Origin of the sequence: Burkholderia sp. HI2500 (assembly GCF_002223055.1) — a bacterium.
GTDB lineage: Bacteria > Pseudomonadota > Gammaproteobacteria > Burkholderiales > Burkholderiaceae > Burkholderia.
On sequence record NZ_NKFL01000006.1, the window covers coordinates 2761395 to 2778565 of the forward strand.

General features: G+C 60.7%; 12 protein-coding genes and 2 pseudogenes. 7 read left to right on the plus strand and 7 right to left on the minus strand.

Annotated elements, in window-relative coordinates; translation table 11 throughout:
• Positions 1-643: 643 nt before the first annotated feature.
• Both CFB45_RS39655 and CFB45_RS30200 read left to right on the plus strand, forming a co-directional pair.
• A pseudogene (locus tag CFB45_RS39655) lies at positions 644-808 on the plus strand (PadR family transcriptional regulator); the annotation flags it as partial.
• Positions 765-1031: pseudogene (locus CFB45_RS30200) on the plus strand (siderophore-interacting protein); the annotation flags it as partial. The pseudogenes CFB45_RS39655 and CFB45_RS30200, both read left to right, overlap by 44 nt.
• 228 nt (positions 1032-1259) lie before the next feature.
• Here CFB45_RS30200 and CFB45_RS30205 read toward each other — a convergent pair.
• The gene (locus tag CFB45_RS30205; RefSeq protein WP_256976829.1) at positions 1260-2819 is read right to left on the minus strand and encodes a fatty acid desaturase family protein; all 1560 of its coding nucleotides are present in this window, start codon (positions 2817-2819) and stop codon (positions 1260-1262) included.
• On the opposite strand from CFB45_RS30205, the gene CFB45_RS30210 reads away from it, so the two are divergent.
• Both CFB45_RS30210 and CFB45_RS30215 read left to right on the plus strand, forming a co-directional pair.
• Positions 2818-3507 (plus strand): hypothetical protein, encoded by a 690-nt coding sequence (locus CFB45_RS30210; protein WP_256976828.1) that lies wholly within the window; start codon positions 2818-2820, stop codon positions 3505-3507. The two genes, CFB45_RS30205 and CFB45_RS30210, sit on opposite strands and share 2 nt — an antisense overlap.
• 4 nt (positions 3508-3511) lie before the next feature.
• A complete protein-coding gene (locus CFB45_RS30215) occupies positions 3512-4618 on the plus strand; it encodes a hypothetical protein (protein ID WP_089428694.1) in 1107 nt (368 codons plus the stop codon).
• Here the strand turns inward: CFB45_RS30215 and CFB45_RS30220 are convergent.
• Both CFB45_RS30220 and CFB45_RS30225 read right to left on the minus strand, forming a co-directional pair.
• The gene (locus CFB45_RS30220; RefSeq protein ID WP_256978425.1) at positions 4606-5463 is read right to left on the minus strand and encodes a hypothetical protein; all 858 of its coding nucleotides are present in this window, start codon (positions 5461-5463) and stop codon (positions 4606-4608) included. The genes CFB45_RS30215 and CFB45_RS30220 overlap by 13 nt on opposite strands.
• 59 nt (positions 5464-5522) lie before the next feature.
• Entirely contained in the window at positions 5523-6407 is an 885-nt protein-coding gene (locus CFB45_RS30225) for a metal-dependent hydrolase (protein ID WP_089428696.1), read from the minus strand.
• Between the two features lie 113 nt (positions 6408-6520).
• On the opposite strand from CFB45_RS30225, the gene CFB45_RS30230 reads away from it, so the two are divergent.
• Genes CFB45_RS30230 through CFB45_RS30240 form a run of 3 tightly spaced genes read left to right on the plus strand, consistent with a single transcriptional unit; the run spans position 6521 to position 10165 of the window.
• The gene (locus tag CFB45_RS30230) at positions 6521-7456 is read left to right on the plus strand and encodes a fatty acid desaturase family protein (protein ID WP_089428697.1); all 936 of its coding nucleotides are present in this window, start codon (positions 6521-6523) and stop codon (positions 7454-7456) included.
• Positions 7457-7469: 13 nt separating this feature from the next.
• Positions 7470-9050 carry a GH3 family domain-containing protein gene (locus CFB45_RS30235; protein WP_089429205.1) on the plus strand — a complete coding sequence of 527 codons (1581 nt, stop codon included), beginning with the start codon at positions 7470-7472 and terminating at the stop codon, positions 9048-9050.
• Positions 8951-10165 (plus strand): aromatic ring-hydroxylating oxygenase subunit alpha, encoded by a 1215-nt coding sequence (locus CFB45_RS30240; protein ID WP_256976826.1) that lies wholly within the window; start codon positions 8951-8953, stop codon positions 10163-10165. Before CFB45_RS30235 ends, CFB45_RS30240 begins: the two co-directional genes overlap by 100 nt.
• A gap of 69 nt (positions 10166-10234) precedes the next feature.
• Here CFB45_RS30240 and CFB45_RS30245 read toward each other — a convergent pair whose 3' ends face one another.
• The 4 genes from CFB45_RS30245 to CFB45_RS30260 are packed head-to-tail and all read right to left on the minus strand — an operon-like array spanning position 10235 to position 17122.
• Positions 10235-10495 (minus strand): PAAR domain-containing protein, encoded by a 261-nt coding sequence (locus CFB45_RS30245; protein WP_089428699.1) that lies wholly within the window; start codon positions 10493-10495, stop codon positions 10235-10237.
• 19 nt (positions 10496-10514) lie between these two features.
• Positions 10515-12134: a type VI lipase adapter Tla3 domain-containing protein gene (locus tag CFB45_RS30250; protein WP_089428700.1), complete on the minus strand. Its 1620-nt coding sequence runs from the start codon at positions 12132-12134 to the stop codon at positions 10515-10517.
• Positions 12135-12140: 6 nt separating this feature from the next.
• Entirely contained in the window at positions 12141-14330 is a 2190-nt protein-coding gene (locus CFB45_RS30255; RefSeq protein ID WP_089428701.1) for a T6SS effector phospholipase Tle3 domain-containing protein, read from the minus strand.
• Positions 14331-14341: 11 nt separating this feature from the next.
• Positions 14342-17122 (minus strand): type VI secretion system Vgr family protein, encoded by a 2781-nt coding sequence (locus CFB45_RS30260; RefSeq protein ID WP_089428702.1) that lies wholly within the window; start codon positions 17120-17122, stop codon positions 14342-14344.
• Positions 17123-17171 lie beyond the last annotated feature (49 nt).

Here is a 17171-nt window from a genome sequence, read left to right on the forward strand (position 1 = left end):
CTGATTGAATGGTCGGTTGTTTTGTTGTTTTAAATTCGAGCAACTTGATGAAAATCCTGCCAAATAAAATCACGCTTCACAATCGAAATACTCAAATCCCGCTTTAATATTGCAATGCTTTACATTTACAACGAATCTTCGGCTCGCATATAAAGGGTCGAAAATATTCACCACCCTGCAGACCATGACAGGCTTGCAACCGACAGAGTCACCACATTGAATGACGGGGTCGATTTAAATACCTTTGCCGGCGCGGAAATTTTGTTTGATCCAAAGAAAATAAATTAAACAGTTTCATGGATTCAAATAATTATCGTCGGCGTTTTATCAAATCTTATTACGTGAATTACTGTGGGGTTCAGCTGCGCCACAGCCGATGTCTCGCGGTGTCATCGGCGAGCGGATACGTGCCGGCACGCCGCCGCGTCACGATCAATCGCTGTCAATGGCCGCAGAGGCCGGCGACGCGCGGAGGTTCGATCATCGTGATCGACACGCCAACTTGATGCACCGCATCGACGGCCATCTCCACCCCGAGCCGCCAGCCTATCCTCGCGCGCTATCCAGCCCCAATAAATCCCCTTGACGACCTATCTTTCGATATAAATCTTTAGATATGTTTTACGACATATAGGACTCGATCATGCGACACCACCCTTCCCGCGGCCATGCCCGATGCGACGGTCATGGTGCGCATGCCCGCCCTGACGGGTTCGCCGGTCTCTGGTACGCGATCGGCCGCCATCGTCGCGGCCACGATCCGTTCGGCGCTGCCGGCGATCGCGCGGCGTCTCGAGGAATTGCCGGCCGGCGCGCGTGTAGCCGTCGTGATGGAAGTCGCGGATCGCACCGCGCAGATCGCGTTCGACACGCGCGCCGACGTGCATGAAATCTGGCGCTTCCGCGCCGAAGCCGACGCGGCGGACGGCGACGTGCTGCTGAATGCCGTGCGCGACCTGCCGCTGCCGCCGTCCGGCGACGGCTACGTGTGGGCGGCGGGCGAAGCGCTGTCGATGGCAGGTACTCGCAGAAAATGGCTGACGATTAACCGAAAACGCAGACGTGTCGGCACGACCATGCGCACCGGTCGATGGCGGCGCGCAACTCGCGATCGGATCGCGCATCGAAACGCGCCCGTCGAATGACGCGATCGGCGTGCAATGGCTGCGCGGCACGCGTCAAACGGATCGCGACGGGTCGTGCCGACCTTTCGCTCCAGGATCGACGGGAATCTTCAGCGCGCCGTCGAAGGGATTTTTCTATCTTTGGCTACCGCTGCGCGAGGCACCCGACCAGAGCAATGCAAGCAATTGCCGAGAAGACAGAACCGGGTCGTCGGACGCACGCAATCCGGGCAGGCGATGCCACGCCACGCCGGGTTCGCGATGATGCTGTTGGTGATAGTTGATGTTGTACGGCCAGATGAAGAAGCGGCCCAGTAACCCGACGCGCCACGAATAAGTCCAGTCATTCCAGCCAGCCGTGACACCAGGCCCGCCGCTGTGCTCTGCAATACTCCGGATCTTCTGTACCAGTGCCCCGATTGTCACAAGAGGAACGAACCAAAGGGCCGCAAGCGTCAACAGTTCGCGTACTGTGCATGCACGCACGAGCGGCAAAAGCAGGATGCCCCACGTCGCTATCGCTGTAAGCAACGGCAGTGACATGGACGCACCACGCCCGTTCGCACGCCGATATGCGCGCATGTTTTTCACCATGTTGACCAGGAGCAAATCACCGAGGAGTTGCCGGACGAGCGGGAGTGTGTCGAGCGGCTCGAATTTCCATGGCTGCGCGTGGTACAGATAATTCCGCTCGGGATCTTCCGCGGTCCCCACGTGTCGATGGTGTGCGAGATGCAGCGGGCGATAAAATTCGATGGGCACGAGCCCCGGTACGCCGATTGCCAAGTTGATCAAAAAGTCGTTCGCGAAACGGCGGCGGGTCAAGTGATAGTGTGTCGCGTCGTGATACAAAATGAATAATGCGTGTTGCCGGGTCGCGACGACAACGGCAGCGACGAAGTAGCCAGCCCAATGCCCCACCGATAACGCAACTCGCAGCGTAACGACGATACATAGCCATTCAAGCAGCAATGCGGCGGCCGTACGCAGGTCAACGTCGAGACGAATGAACACGGTCGTCGCACAGCCAACGCCAATTCCGAGTGCGAGTCCAACAAGCATGTCCGCGATCAGATGCTGCCCGGTCGTCAAGACCGTGACCGCAAGCATTGCGCTCCACGCAGCGTAATAGCGCGCTGCACGGACACGTAGCGCCGCCAATACCACGGTTACCGCCACCGGCAGCGCAACATGCCCGCATGGACTCGCGGCAAGTGGCGTGTCGATCCGATACAGCCACGCGATCCATCCTGTCGCAGCCGGCGACCGGCTCACGGCAGTCGGCCATAACAGATGACTGACGATACACAGGCCTGCGGCAAGTGCACCTGCGAAAAACGCGGGCAGCAACCAATTTCGGCATCGGCCGAACCAGACAATCGACGGCATCACGAGCGCGTAACTCAAATAAAGTGGCACGCTGGCGGACACACGCGGAATGACCGCATCGTACGGTCCCGGACGCAACAGCGCCACAGGTGCCATCGGTGCGTGTGTGACCCAGAAGTACAGTGCACCCGACACGGCAACATAGAATGCGAGCCAGCGCCACGCGTCGAACGCTGACGGTAAATCGGAGACGGAAACAGGAGGTATGGCACGCATATGAAAAAAGGAGCGGCTCAATCGCGTATCATGATAAATCGTTTCAGCTCGCATGAATAACGACGCTATGCCGCTTCGAGCCAGTTCCATGACACGTGCGCAGCTGCGCGACGTCGATGTTGCACACATGTACGCGCTCTACTCGACCTGTTACCGGGATACGGAACAGGCACGCTTCGAAAACGACCTCGACGACAAGACACATTGCGTCATCATGCGCGACGACACCGGCAAGTTGCGCGGCTTTTCCACGTTGAAACTATATGAGCAGCAGTGGCGCGACACCACACTGCGCATCCTGTTTTCCGGCGATACGATCGTGGATCCGGCCTGCTGGGGCAGTCAGCAACTCGCGTTTTGCTGGATTCGACTCGCCGGAGAGCTGAAACGCAACGTGCCTGACGTGGCACTATACTGGTTTCTGATCTGCAAAGGGCATCGTACATACCGCTACTTGCGAGCGTTCGCACATGATTTCACCCCTCGATTCGATCAACCGACTGAACCGGTAAATCAGGCACTACTCGATCATCTGGCAGTTGAGCGCTTCGGGCACGCATACGACGCCTCGTCCGGCGTGCTCAAGTTTCCGGTACCACAAGGCCGCCTCGCCCCAGCCCTCGCCGAAGTGCCCGACGTGCATCGACGGCTGCCGGATGTCGCGTATTTTCTGAAGCGCAATCCAGAATACGCGTGCGGCAACGAGCTCGTCTGCCTGTGCGAACTGACGCCGGAAAACCTACGCCCGATGGCGAGACGAATCTTCACCGGTGAATGAGCCAATGACGCGGATCCGGCTTGCCACGGCGATCGACAATGAACGGCTCCTCGCGTTTCAAACACGTCATGCGATGCTCAGCGGGATACCACTTCGCTTCGATCGTTCGCCGGATTACTTCGCGCTGCATCGGTGTCATTCGAACGACTATCGAACATGGCTCGCGGAGGACAGTGCCGGGCGCGTCAAAGGAATAGCCAGCATGGTCGTTCGCGACGGTTACCTCGCCGGCGGGAAGCAGCGCATCGCTTACCTCGGCGACTTGCGCATCGCACCCGATCGCGAACTAGCGCACACGTGGGTCGACTATGTCGTCGATCGCCTCGCCGATCTCGCCCAGCACGAAGACGTACAGCATACGTACTGCTGCGTCATTCGCGACAACCGGATCGCAACGCAATCGCTATTCGGCGCAGGCAAGCGGACCCGGCTCGGATTTCGACATTGGCGCGGCTACAGCAACGTATCGATCTATGCGCGCCGTATTACTCCGCGGAGCACCAGTTCCGTCAGGATCACGAACGCGTCGGCCGCCGATGCCGACGCGCTCCGCACATTCCTGGATCAGGAGTCTCGTTCCCAACCCTTCGGTTGCGTCTTTACGACGGATGAATTCGCGCGCCGCCTGAACGCCTGGCCCGACTTTGGAATCGAGCGCTTTCTGGTCGCACGTAACGCGCGGCGGCGTATCGTGGGCTGTGTTGCTCCGTGGGATGCAGGGCGTATCAAGCGCATCGTCCTGGAACGTCTGCCGCGGCCGCTCGGTGCGCTGCGTCACAGCTTCAACGCCATCGCACCCTTGCTCGGACGCCCTTCTATCGCCGCACCCGGTCAGCCGCTTCGTGATATCTACCTGACTCATCTGCATGTGAACGGACGCGACCCAGGCATTGCACAGGCACTACTCGATGCGGTCTGGCAACGAGAGCGGAGCCGCTATGCCTTGCTGCAGCTTTGCCTGTACGATCACGATCCGCTATGGCCCGCCTTGCACGGCTATCGATACACCGCACTGCCGATGGACCTATACACGCTATCCACGCCCGGCGCGAGCGCACTCGATCAGGGAGGCACCGAAGCGATCCCGGGATTCGAGATCTATCTCGTCTGACCGCTCGCGACCGCTGCTGCTCGCGTATCGTTCAGGAGCGCAACGAGTGCAAGCCAGAAACGCCCTGCATCGAAGCCGGCGCCGCCGAGTACAGGCTGGCCGTGGTCGAGATGCGGCACGCACACTTGGGGCATGCCGCGAATCGCCTGGTGGTCGAGATAGAACTGTCCGTCATGCGCACAACCGGGACGGTAGCGGTCGAGGCGTGAGTGATGTGCGTCGAACCGGGACGTGCGTTCTATCGACCAGCTCACGACATGCACACAATGCAAGCCACCGGGCACCGCAGACAACAGCGTCGCGATGCCCGCGTCGCGCCCGCTGCCGATATCGCGCGAGCCTGCATGCAGCCAGCGCGTGCGCAGCAATCTTCCAGCGGCTCGCCCCAACCATGCGGGATCGATGCGCGCCCCCCGTTGGTCGAGCAAGCCATCGACGACCGCACTCGGGCCGACGGGCGGCTGAACGAGTGCGATACCGTCGCAGCGAGCACGAAGCCCTGAATCCGCATGCAGCGCCGCCAATGCATCGAGCCCACCCTTGCTGTGAGCAAGGACGATAAAGCGGCGATCAGCGGGCAGGCGCGCATACAGGTTGCGCACGATATGCGCACCCTGCTCCGCAACTGCGCGCGACGAGCGGACCGGTACACGCAGGATTGGGTACCGTGCGGCGCGCAACGCTCGCGCAGCATGCCGGAAGCAAGCAGGTATCCACTCAGAATAGAGTCCCGCAATCAGCACAATGACGGTGTCCATGGATGCGTGGGCGGCATGCGCGTGCCAACATTCGATGAAGCGCTCGGACCAGTCGAGTGCTGCGGGCGCTGGTTCGAACGGCGTCAATGGGTAGTGTTGCCGCCACTCATCGAAACCGGACGGCGACCATGCGGGACACCGTACGCTCATGCCGGCTCCGTTGTCACGCCATCGGCAGCGAGCGCGGCGCGGGCAGCAGCCAGCGTGGCCGGATTCCCGATGCTGGCAGGGTGAAAACGTGGCGAGAACCATGCCAGCCACGCGGGCAGTACGCGGGTAACAATGCCCGGCGCGCCAAACAGCCACCAGCCAAGCTGTGCCCAGCTTCGCCAATTGCCGGCGTCGCAGTCGGCACGTGCGAGACGGACGATGAAATAGCCCAGATCGACGATGAAGCATGCCGTAACACCGAGCATCGCCGCCGTCCGCATGACATAGCGCTTGATCGCGCCGCCGCCGCAAGCGCGGAATACGTCGAATGCGACGGACTTGTGTTCAGTTTCCTCGATCGCATGCCACCGCCAGATCGCGGCCATCGATGGGTCCACGCCGTCGAGAATGGCCGGATCGCGCAATAGCAGATCGGCCAGAATGGCGGTGTAGTGTTCAAGACATGCTGTGAAGGTCAATTGAAGCAGCGGGGACGCGACACGCCGGCATTGTTCCTGCCGTCTCCGCATCAGCGCCTCGAGTGCGTCAACCGGCATGCCTTGGCGAGCCAGGCGCCGGTTGTACGCGCGGTGCTCGCGTATGTGAGTGGCTTCCTGGTACAAGAACGCATCCACTTGCGCGGCGAGCGTGCCGTCGGCCGGCAGCGCGCCGCAATACTGCCTCACGCTATCGACAAAGAACTTCTCGCCAAGCGGAAACATGATCGAGAATGCGTCGAAAAAGCGCGTCACCCGGCGGTTGTCACGATACCAATAGCGCGGAATGTGGTTGGCAAAACAAAAACGCAGATTGCGCCGACGGATGTCTGCCGCGTCGTTGCAGCGTTCATGCTTTGAATCGTCGGTTCGTTTGGCGTACATGGTCGTGGTCGATCGTGGCGTAGCGCGAAGGGTCAGCGCAGGCGGACATATTGTTCGATGATGGCGATCGAGGGTATGCTCTGCGTCGCCGCCACTATCCATGTCCGAATTGTATGTTCGTTGCCAATACAAGCGCCATAGATAATCGTTCGCGACGGTTCGATCGGCTGAATCTCTGCGTGCTCGCACTACAGAGCGTTGCATGGGCCGGCATCCTGAGCTGGCTATCGCATGGTACGAGCCCCCTGCGCTGGGTGTTGCTCGCACCGTTCTGCCTGATCATGCAAGGTGTGTTTTCGATGATGCACGAAACATTCCACGGCTTCGGGCATCGGCGCGGGAAAATCAACTACTTGATGATGTGGTGGGCATCGACGATGTTCGGCGCCGCGGCAACGCTGATCCATGTGAATCATCTCGGTCACCACGTGCGAAATCGAACGCTTGCGGAGCGAGTTGACTTCGTCGAGCCGGACGCTTCGCTGTGGCGCAAGCGAATCGAATACTACGCGGCGATCGTCGGCGGCATCTGGTTCGCGAGTTTCGCCGGCAGCTTCGTCCTGGCCGTGCTTCCGAGTCGCATTCCGTATGGTTGGGCGAAGTACGGACACGACAATACGTATGCGGCCGCGTTCAGAGACTTCGGCCAGGCCGAATTTCGCCGAATTCGATACGAAACCGTCGCAGGCGTGGCCGCGTGGATTGCACTGGGGGCATTGCTGGACTGGCGCGTACTCGACATCACGCTTGCCTACCTCGCATTCGCGTTTTCGTGGTCGTCGCTCCAATGGGTGTATCACATGCACACGCCGCTCGACGTTGTCGAGGGCACATACAACATGCGTGCCCCCATACTGATCCGCTGGGCATTCCTCAACTTCAACTACAACCTGACGCATCACCGACGTCCGAACCTGCGCTGGCAGGAGCTTCATGCGTGCTCCGACGCGGCGGAGACGCGGCCGCTGTGGTACGGTTGGCTGCATGTGTTCGAAGCGCCCCGGCGTTTGCCAAGCGATCCGACACAACTCGAAAAAACCTATTTCTGACGTGAGGACGCACGTGCGTGCACAGGATGCGTGGGCCGCGTTCGGCGCTGCTGCAGAAACCTTTCGCTGCGCGTGGCTCACGGCGCTCGACGCGCCGGGCGACGCGCAGGCGGCCTATTTGTCACGCTTGCTCGCCGCCAATCAGCACACGGCGTTCGGCATCGCCAACGGGTTCGCCGATATAGCGGATCCGGTACAATTTCGCGAGCGCGTGCCGGTGGCCCCCTACGCAGGCGTGTCCCGATGGATCGATCGGGCACTGCAGGAGTCCGCTCCAATCCTGACCGCGCAAACGCCACGCTTCTTCGAGCGCACAAGCGGCGGCAGCGAGCAGCAAAAGCTCATCCCCTATACGCCGGCCTTTCTCGAAGAATTGCAGTTCGCACTGGTCGTCTGGCTCTCCGATCTGCATCACGCCGTGCCCGGCGTCGCAGCCGGCCGCGCGTACTGGTCGATGTCGCCTCCACTGCAAGCGCGCGGACGCGCTCCCAACGGCATCATGATCGGGTCGGACAGCGATCTCGACTATCTGGCCGGCAGCCCGCTCGTCGATCTGCTGCCGACGCTCGTCGTACCATCGCTATCGGGTGATGCTCGCGCGTGGCGCACCGAGACGTTGCGCGCGCTGATCGCCGCTAATGATCTGGCCTTCATCAGCGTATGGAGCCCGACCTTCCTGACCAGTATGCTTCGTCCGCTGTTCGACGACGCCGAGCCGCAACGCCGCGATACACTCACCTTCCTGTTCGATTCGCTGCCGCCGAACCGTACGGCCGCGCTGCGGCGCGCACTCGACGATGGTCACTGCGGCCGGCTGTGGCCTCAACTCGCGGCAGTGAGTTGCTGGATGGACGGTCCAAGCAAACACTACGCCGCACATGCCCGCACCTTGTTTCCGCAGGCCGCATGGCTTCCGAAAGGCTTGTTTTCCACCGAGGCAGTGGTCAGCCTGCCGTTCGGCGATACGGCCGGCTGTCCCCTCGCCGTCTGCAGCCACTTCCTCGAGTTCCTGCTCGATGATGGAACCGCGATAGGCGTGGAAGAACTGAAGCCGGGCGACACGGTCGAGGTCGTCGTGACGACCGGAGGCGGCCTGTACCGCTATCGGCTCGGCGATCGGGTCCGTGTAACCGGATATGCGGGACGAACGCCACGCGTGGCCTTCGTCGGGCGGGCGGACACGCAAAGCGATCTGGTCGGTGAAAAGCTGGACGAAGCCTATCTGGCCGCGTCGCTTTCCGAGTTACTGCAACCGGGCGACGAAGGTTGCGTGATTCCGTGCGCGGAGGTGGATCCGCCCCATTATCTGCTATTGCTTGCAAGCGATATGCCGGACGTCGCCGCCCTGGGCGATGCGCTGGAACAGGCTCTCGCCCGCGCTTTTCACTACCGGCACGCACGCACGGTCGGCCAGCTTGGCCCGTTGCGCGCGGTTCGCATACGCGGGGGTGCTGCCCAGCTGGCGGATCTCGTCCAGCGAGCCCATGAGCGTGCATGCATCCGGGCTGGGGATGTCAAACCTCGCGCTCTGGTGGCCAAGCCCGCCGTGGCGAACGCACTCCGCGCATTTATCGAGGACGCGTGCTCATGTTGAACATATCGATCGCATCAACGTGCTCGCCGTGCGACGAATCCGCGCCGGATGCCGATGGCGAAGCCTTCGGCGCGCTCGTCGAGCAATGGTACGTCGCGAGCACCGAAGCCGAGATCAAGCGAGACAAACCGTTCGGTACTCGCGTACTCGGCCTCGGCATCGTGCTATTCCGGGCGGCCGACGGCGAGATCGTCGCGCTCGTCGATCAATGTGTGCATCGCGGCACCCGCTTGTCGGCCGGGAAAGTCATCGACGGCTGTCTCGTCTGTCCGTATCACGGCTGGCATTACGATCAGCACGGCAGCGTCACCCGAATTCCCAGCATCGACAGCGCAAGCGCCGGACCGACCGGTACGACTTACCCATATCGTCAGCGCCGGTTGCCGGTGCTGATTCGGCAGGGCCTCGTCTGGGTCTATCGTGGGCAAGGCGATCCAGCACTGAATCGGCCATTCGACATGCCGCATTACGGCGAACGGCCGTGGCAGTCGTACTACATGGTCAATACGTTCGACGGCGATCTCGGTGCGCTGGTCGAGAACTTCATGGACGTCCCGCATACGGTGTTCGTGCACGACCGGATCTTTCGCTCGTCCACTGGGCGGCGACTACGAGCGACCGTCGAACTGAAGCAGCAGAGCATCGAAGTCACGTATCACGATGACGGCGACAAGATCGGCATGCTGGACTGGCTGACCAATCCGTCCAGGGAACCGCTTCGACATACCGATCATTTTTATGCACCTAACGTCACTCGGTGCGACTACCACTGGGGTAGCCGCTCGAGTTTTCTGATCATTAGCCAGATCACGCCGCTCGACACGCGTCGATCGCGTGTCTATACGTACATCGGCTATCGCTTTGCGTTGCCGGCGGTGGTGTTGCGCGCGCTGAAACCGCTGCTGCACCTCTACACGCATTCGGTGATCCAGCAAGATGTGCGAATCATGCGTGCGCACCGCGAGGGGCTCGACAACGCCGCAGGATTCACGCCGTCGAGCGTGCGCGCCGATGTGGTCCATATTGCGATCGGGCGGTTGCTGGCCGCGACGCAGCGTGGCGAGCCGTTGCCCGATGCGCAATGCGGCACGAAGCCGATGGAATTCGTGATCTGAGCGTTACCGGCGACATCAGCCGAGGGCCGCCCGGCTCGAGGCGCACCGCCCACGTGCCCCGCATTTCCGTTAGCCTCCCGTCTGATCCTGGCTCGCGATCAGGCGTGCTCCGCATGCCAGCAAGTCGCCGTCGCATGCGGCGACTTGCCCGTCGAACCGGGCGCGGCCCGACACCGTCGCAATGAAGGTCAGGCCGTGAATCTCGCAGATCGCGGGATCGTGCAAGCGTGCGATCGCGCGCCCGTTGATTCGCGAGTTCGGCGCCCCGGACACAACGCGTCCGCCGTGACTGTGCGCATCGCCTTCGATGATGTATCGCTTTTGACCCATGACGTGTCGATCCGGTCCGTCAGAAATCCCAGCTAAACGTCTGCGGATGCGCCTGCCGCGACGCGGCGTCCGGCGGCGTCAGCATAACGATCGTGGCATGCAGCGGATCCCTAAGGTTGATCACTGCGCTCGTCTTCCCGTCGCCATAACCCATCATCAGCGCCAGCGCGCTTTGAACCCAGATCGAACTCGTTCCGGTGTCGCCGCCGATACGGCGTTGCATGTCGAATGCGTCTTTCGGGTCGTCAAGATCGATATGCTGCGGGTTGTCGTGCAGCGACTGCACCAGCAACGCGAGATTGGCGGTCGAGGTGCCGGTATCGTAGAACATCCGTCCCGGCTGCTCGCCGGGCGCAAGCGTACCCACTGCCTGCTGCCAGCCGGCGCGGATCTTTTCGATTCGCTCGCCCTTCTTCAACGGCGCCCCGTGCCCGTTGCTCAGATCGACTCGCACCGGCCGATGCAGATTGGCAAGGACCGGCCATTTGTCGTACTCCTTCAGTTGCCACGTCGTCCACGGAATCGGCACCCACGGGTTCGGCTTGAAGCCGTCCGGCATCTTCGGCGACGCGGTCTTCCAGAATTCGGGGAGCTTCGATTGCCAATAGTCCCAGGACATTTCATAAACACCGGGCGCTGGCCTTGGATAGGACTTCTGCTGCGCCCAGAAGTAGTTCCACAGCTTGATGACGTCAAATTGTGTCTTGGTCTTGTCGACCGCCTCCGGCGCATCGACAACATATGGTCGAATCGTCCGATCGACGCGATCCTTGCGCGTCACCAGCATCGCGACCAAACTATCCGGATATTGCGGAACGAAATTTCCGTTCGCGTTCGACTTGTCCAGATAATCACCGTTCGGCGTGCGCATGTAGCCTCGCGTCACAAGACCATCTTCGGCCAATACCACTACAGCTGGCAAATCCGGATGCTGGTCGAAGAAATCGAATAGGCGCGCCACCGCCGTGTCGCCATGCTCACCGTGAATCTCGTCGAGCCGGATGTATAGCGTGTTACCAATGCCCGCGCCGTTATCGGCGCTATTGATGTGGGTCGCCATGCGATCAGCGTGCGGATCAACGACGTTACGGGGCGGTCCCAGTACGATAACGGGAATCGGCCAGTAATCGACCCAGTTGCGCAATGCATAACCGAATACGTTGTTCTGGCGCTTGGCGTATTCCGAATCGCGCGTATCGCTTGACCACGGATATTGCTTGGGATCTTGCAGCAGCAGCGTTCCGCTCGCCCCTGTCTCATCCAGACGCATCAACAGTGCCCGTTGCCGGAAGCGGTCAACCGTCACGCCGATGCGCCGAATCTCCAATGTGAATCGAGGATCCTGCGATCCCGCTCCTGCCGGCGCCACACTCTGAGCGGACTGTGCAGAACTGGCTTCCTCTGGACGTGATGAGTCCTTGCGCAGCGATGCACCATAGGTGAGGCTCACGCCACCAGCCAGTAACAGCGGCGGCAGGATCAACAATAGCAATCGCCTTATCGTCGTCATATTTTCTAGAAACGAAAATCCATATCTCGCAGTCAACTCGAATGCCACGAGCCAAATCAAAGTGAGGCTCGCGAACAAGAAAATAAATATTCGCGATCCTGATAGACGCGGGACCGAAGTTGTCGTCATTTAGCGTCAACCGTGCATATGGTGGAGTGAACGAGCTCGAACCTGCTTGTTGATTTCATCGTTTCTCATCTCGATGGTTTCGCTGACAACGCCTGCAGGAAAGGCCTTGGGAATGACGTCTTCTCCGGGGAAGTTCCCTTGGTCGTAATATTCGCAGTTCGCTCTTATGATGTGCAGCGTCTGCTCGTCTAGGTTCGTATGGGCTTTTGTCAATTTGTCGATCCTGCTCATCGATGTACGCCAGTCAGCGATAGCACGCAGCAGCGTCGCCCAGTCCGGATCGTCCAGCGCACGCGCCTGGCCTACTGACACATCGAACGCAGTCGCACAGCGGTGATTTCTGCGACCGCTCATGACCGCCGAGTGATATGAGCTTTCCCCCTGATGCTTATTCATCAGCCGAACCTTGGCTTCATTGAGCGTCTCCTGCCGATAGACGACGATGTGCCCGGGCGACGGCGGCACCATCGACACGACCCGACTCACCTTGCACTGATCGTCAGGATCCTTGCCGGCATTCAACGATGCCTCGACCTCGGTGGAGTTCGGCAGCGTCCCATCCTCACTCGTTGGCCAGTCGATGGTTTGTGCAGGCAATGCCTGCAACGCACCTTCGCCACTGTTCGTGCTCAAGGCAATTTCCGCTTCGAGCTGGTCAATGGATTGCTTGCCGGGCGCAAACTCGCCGCCATTATTTTTCGAGAGCGGCGTTGCCGCCGTTCCCGGCAGCACATTGCCTTCCATTTCGGGATCGAATGGTGGCGTCAATGCTTCGCCATTGATATTGCGCTGGGTACCCACGCTTATCTGCGCCGATTTGATCCATGTCGTGAAGCCTCCGGGCAAGCCGTGGGATGTTTCGCCCTTTTCCCGTATCGTAAAGTTTCCGGGCGGCGTACCAACCTGAACCGGCTTGCCCTGCCGCAGACGCCGGGTAAAGATACGCTGCCGGAAAGCCGCCGACAGCAGATTGATAGTCTCAGGCTTGCTTCCCTGCTGCGCCGCGCGCACGTCGATTGAGTCGGGCAGGCCCGAGCAACCCATGCCATTGACGCCGCTCAGCCCGACGGTCGCGTCCTCGGGGCTGAAGTACATATACACTTTGCCGCGATTGTCGCGCTCGGCGAACACGACGCATTCATTGCCTTGCGGCCCGCTCAGGCGCCTCGCCTGCGCGGGATCCCACGTCGGGCCGACGACGCCAAAATTGTCCCGGCCCGACTCGTACTTCAATTGATCGAATGGTGGCGTCGGATATTTGCCGCTCGCCACATGCCCGACCAGGTTTGCCAGGCTCTTTGCACGCGCATAAGTCGTCTGCTGCTGGTCCCCGCGTTGCAGCAGCCGATCCATGAACTCCTCGCTCAAGCTGTAGGGCGAGTCGATCAGAACCAACGTGTCGGCAGGGCGGTCAGCGGGGCCACATTGGTCTGGAGTCAGCCCCTCGACGAGATAGGCTTGGGCGAGCAGCGATATCAGTGTGCCCTGACTGTGCGCAATGATATTGACCGTCCCGTCCGGGTCGATAAGGCGGATTTGCCGCACCAATGCCGCAAGCCGCCGTGCTGCTAGCACCATGTAATGCCGATTTTCCGCCTCGCGAAGCGGATGCGTCGGGTCACCCTGCATCCGGTCGAGAATTTTCGTCGCCATTCCCCCTTTGAAATTCGAGTCGAACATGTCGGGGATGTTGTTGGTCGCATTGGCGAAAAATCCGCCGTTGCGCGCACGGTGCTCATCGAGGCGGTTGCCGAACCGGTCGACGTATTGGCCATTGACGGTTGCCTTATTGGGGTCCCGGGGCAAATCCTCCTTCCCGACGCGCAGTCCCCAATAAAACGGAATCAACGGGCTCCTCGTCTCTTCGCTTTCTTGCCGACGATAGATGACGTCGTCCATGTTCTTCATCATGTCGGCAACGCTCACTTGGCTCGGGTCGTTCGCCATGCGGCCGTGCGAGTACTCCGCGCCCTTGAAATCGGTGCGACCGAGGCGGTCGTTCAATCCCTCGCACAATCCGCCTTCGACCGTGCCGAAATCCGTTCCCAGGTCATTCACGCCATGGATCAGGATCGTCGTGCACGGGAAACGATTTTGTACATCGGTATTGACGAACGCATTCTGCGGCCGGTTGCAATTGAGAATCGCCTGATGTTCGCCGACGATCCGGGGCGAAGAGGTTTTGGTATCGGACATGATCGCCTGCCTTAAGCGTCGAAAACCTGAATGTGCGCAATGTGCATCGCGTCGCTCGATGCAAGCTCCGTCAACCCGTGTGCATCCGAGACACCGTTAATGACCTGGCCATTGCGCAGCGTGATCTTGTACGGACGATTCGGCACGGGATGCGTTCCGTCACCGTCCGTGCCGGGGTACCGCAAGCGGAACTTCTGATCGGCTCCTCCGCGATTGAACGCCGGCGGCGCAACATGGTCCGTGTTTGGGCCGACGAAATCATGTCCTGCTGTATGCGCTGTGAACGCACCGTCGGAACCGACCTCGACGCCCCCACCGACTTTCACGTAGCTTCCGTCTTCCGCGACGAGCCGGATCGACTTGCCCGAGATCAACACTTCGTCGCCGACCGACATGATCTGTATCCCCTTCTGGGCAGTCGCCGCAAGCGTGTCCTCTTGCGCCTGCAAGATAACGGGGCCTTCGCCAGCAATCGCGCGGACGCCTTCTCCGCGCCCGAACAGGTGGATGCCCTTGCCAGCCGTCGTGATCACGCGCTGCCCCCCGGCGAATTGCAGATTCTGCTGCGCAATCTGATCGATGTTCTCGCCGGCGTAGGTCACGTAAGTCTTGGGAGTGATATTGAGCGCACCCGCCTTTGCGCCAAATGCCATCAGCGCCCGAGAATCGCTTGCGTCGGCGTTCGGCGCACCATCGCCGCCTGAAGCAGGGCCGCCCGGCGTCCACTCCTTGAAGGCAGTCACGACAGCTTGCTGCCCCGTCGCATCGGTGGCGGTGCCGCCGTGCTGTCCAGCGTAATCTCCCAGCGCCTTGAACAGCTCCGCGCATTCGCCGAGCAACCCGACGAGTTCATCGCGGTCAAGCTGTCCGCCGCTCGCCTGAGTACGCGCGTAAGTCGTCAGAAGGATCCCTTGCGCCGCACGCAACGCGGCTGCCGCGTCGGTGCGCAATTCGGCGCCTTGGCCGCGGTCAGCACCCTGTCCGTTATCACGCGGTTGCGTCAGGTAGCCGAGATTCAACTGGCTATGCGCATGCTCCGATGCAAGCTGCGCGCTGATTTGCTGCGGTGTGTCGTCGAGACGAAGCTGGTTGTAGCGCTGCCCCTTGATTTCCTTCGTCTTGATACCGGAAAGAAAGCGATTGCCGGGCAAACTGCCCGTATGCGTGAAACTCGCCGGCATGTTCGCGCCGTTGGCCAGCACGCCGATGATGACCAGTCTGTCCGGATCTCCGCCGAGGCTCCCGAGCAGAACTTCGGTGCCCACCCGCGGCAAGAACGTCTCGCCGAAATTCGGCCCGGCCAGACTGGATGCCACGCGAATCGGTGCGCTGTCGCTCTCGTTGCTGTTTGTCCCGGCACCCTGCGCGTGCGCATGATCGCGGGAATCCTGCCCGAGAATCTGCACGAACACGCAGCCATTCTCGTCGCAACTGACCTCCTCGCCATCGACCCCGACCACGCGCCCGGTGATCAACGGCGTCGGCGGAAGGTCAGTCTTGGGATCGTAAAGCGGCGTGAGAGGCGTGCCACGCGGCACGCACGAGAAAGTATTTTCGTAGCGCGTATCCTGCCCGAACGGGTCCCCATCGCTCAGCGATCGTGGTTGCTGAAGCGTGTGGCTGGCGGCAAACAGTGTCTGCGCACGCTCGCTCAACCCTTTGGGCAGATTGTTCCAGATCTCGTGGTGCAGTGATGTAATCACGAATTGCTGCTTGTCGGACGGGAGCGCGCCCCACTCGTCCTCTCCGGCGATCGTGATCCATGAGCCGACTGCAAGGTCGCGAATTCCGCTCACGCCGTCGTATCGCACCGCCTGCGCTTCATGAGCCAGAATGCGATCTTCCGTCATCCGTTCGTGGTCTGCCCACGAGTCCGCCATATGCGGGACGTCGATCACGACGTCCGTCAGCAATTTCGCGAGATCGTTACCCGATTCGCCTTGGTCGATCCTTGTCGATGCACTGGAGTGGTCCACGCGGGCATATCGGTAGTCCCACGAAGGGCGCCCCGATTCCCCCGAAATCAGTTGCTGACGCATCGTCAGAGCGGTGATGGTATCGCGCTGTTCCGTTCCAGCGTCTCGTGGATGAACTCGCACTGTACCTGCGGCGGACTCGCCCAGTTTCTGAGGGTCATCGCAGAACACCAGCGCATGCACGGGCGAATCGCCGTCTTTCGTCTCCCCGCTTACCCGTCCGGCGCGCACGAACAGCGTGATGCCGTCGCGACGCGCAATCCGGGAGATGAAACGAGCATCAGATTCGTTGACCTGACGTACGAAAGAGCGAACCGGATAGCGGGATCTGTCGAGTTGCGACAGGTCGAACTCGAACGCCTGCGCAAGGGCCACACTACGCTGTCGCCATTCGCTCAGGACGACTCCAAGTACATCGACAACGCTGACGTTACGGAAGATGCGAGAGTTGGTGCGCTTTTGCAGCAGGTTCAACGCGTCAGTCACGGTGAACTGGTAAACCGTCAACTCCCCGTCGGTCCGGCCGACCTCAACGGCGCTAATGATTGCGTTGATGGCATGAAGTTGGCCGCGATCCGTGATGATACCGACTGAGACCGGGGCACCAATGAAAAGCTTCGGAGGCAGATCGCCCTGCTGAGAAATGCAGGTCAAGTGACCGCTGATACCGGTCATCATGCTTTCGCGGATGCTCGCGTGCTGCAACGCGATCTTCGATCCCAGCTCGTGCTGCGCCTTACCCCATTTCAGCACGACCGGCCGGCGATTCGCATCGATTCCCGATACGAAATTGCGGAACGACTCTCGGATATTCACGACGGTCTCTCAGTTTGATTCGTTATGACCCGCCGGATGTTGCTGTTCT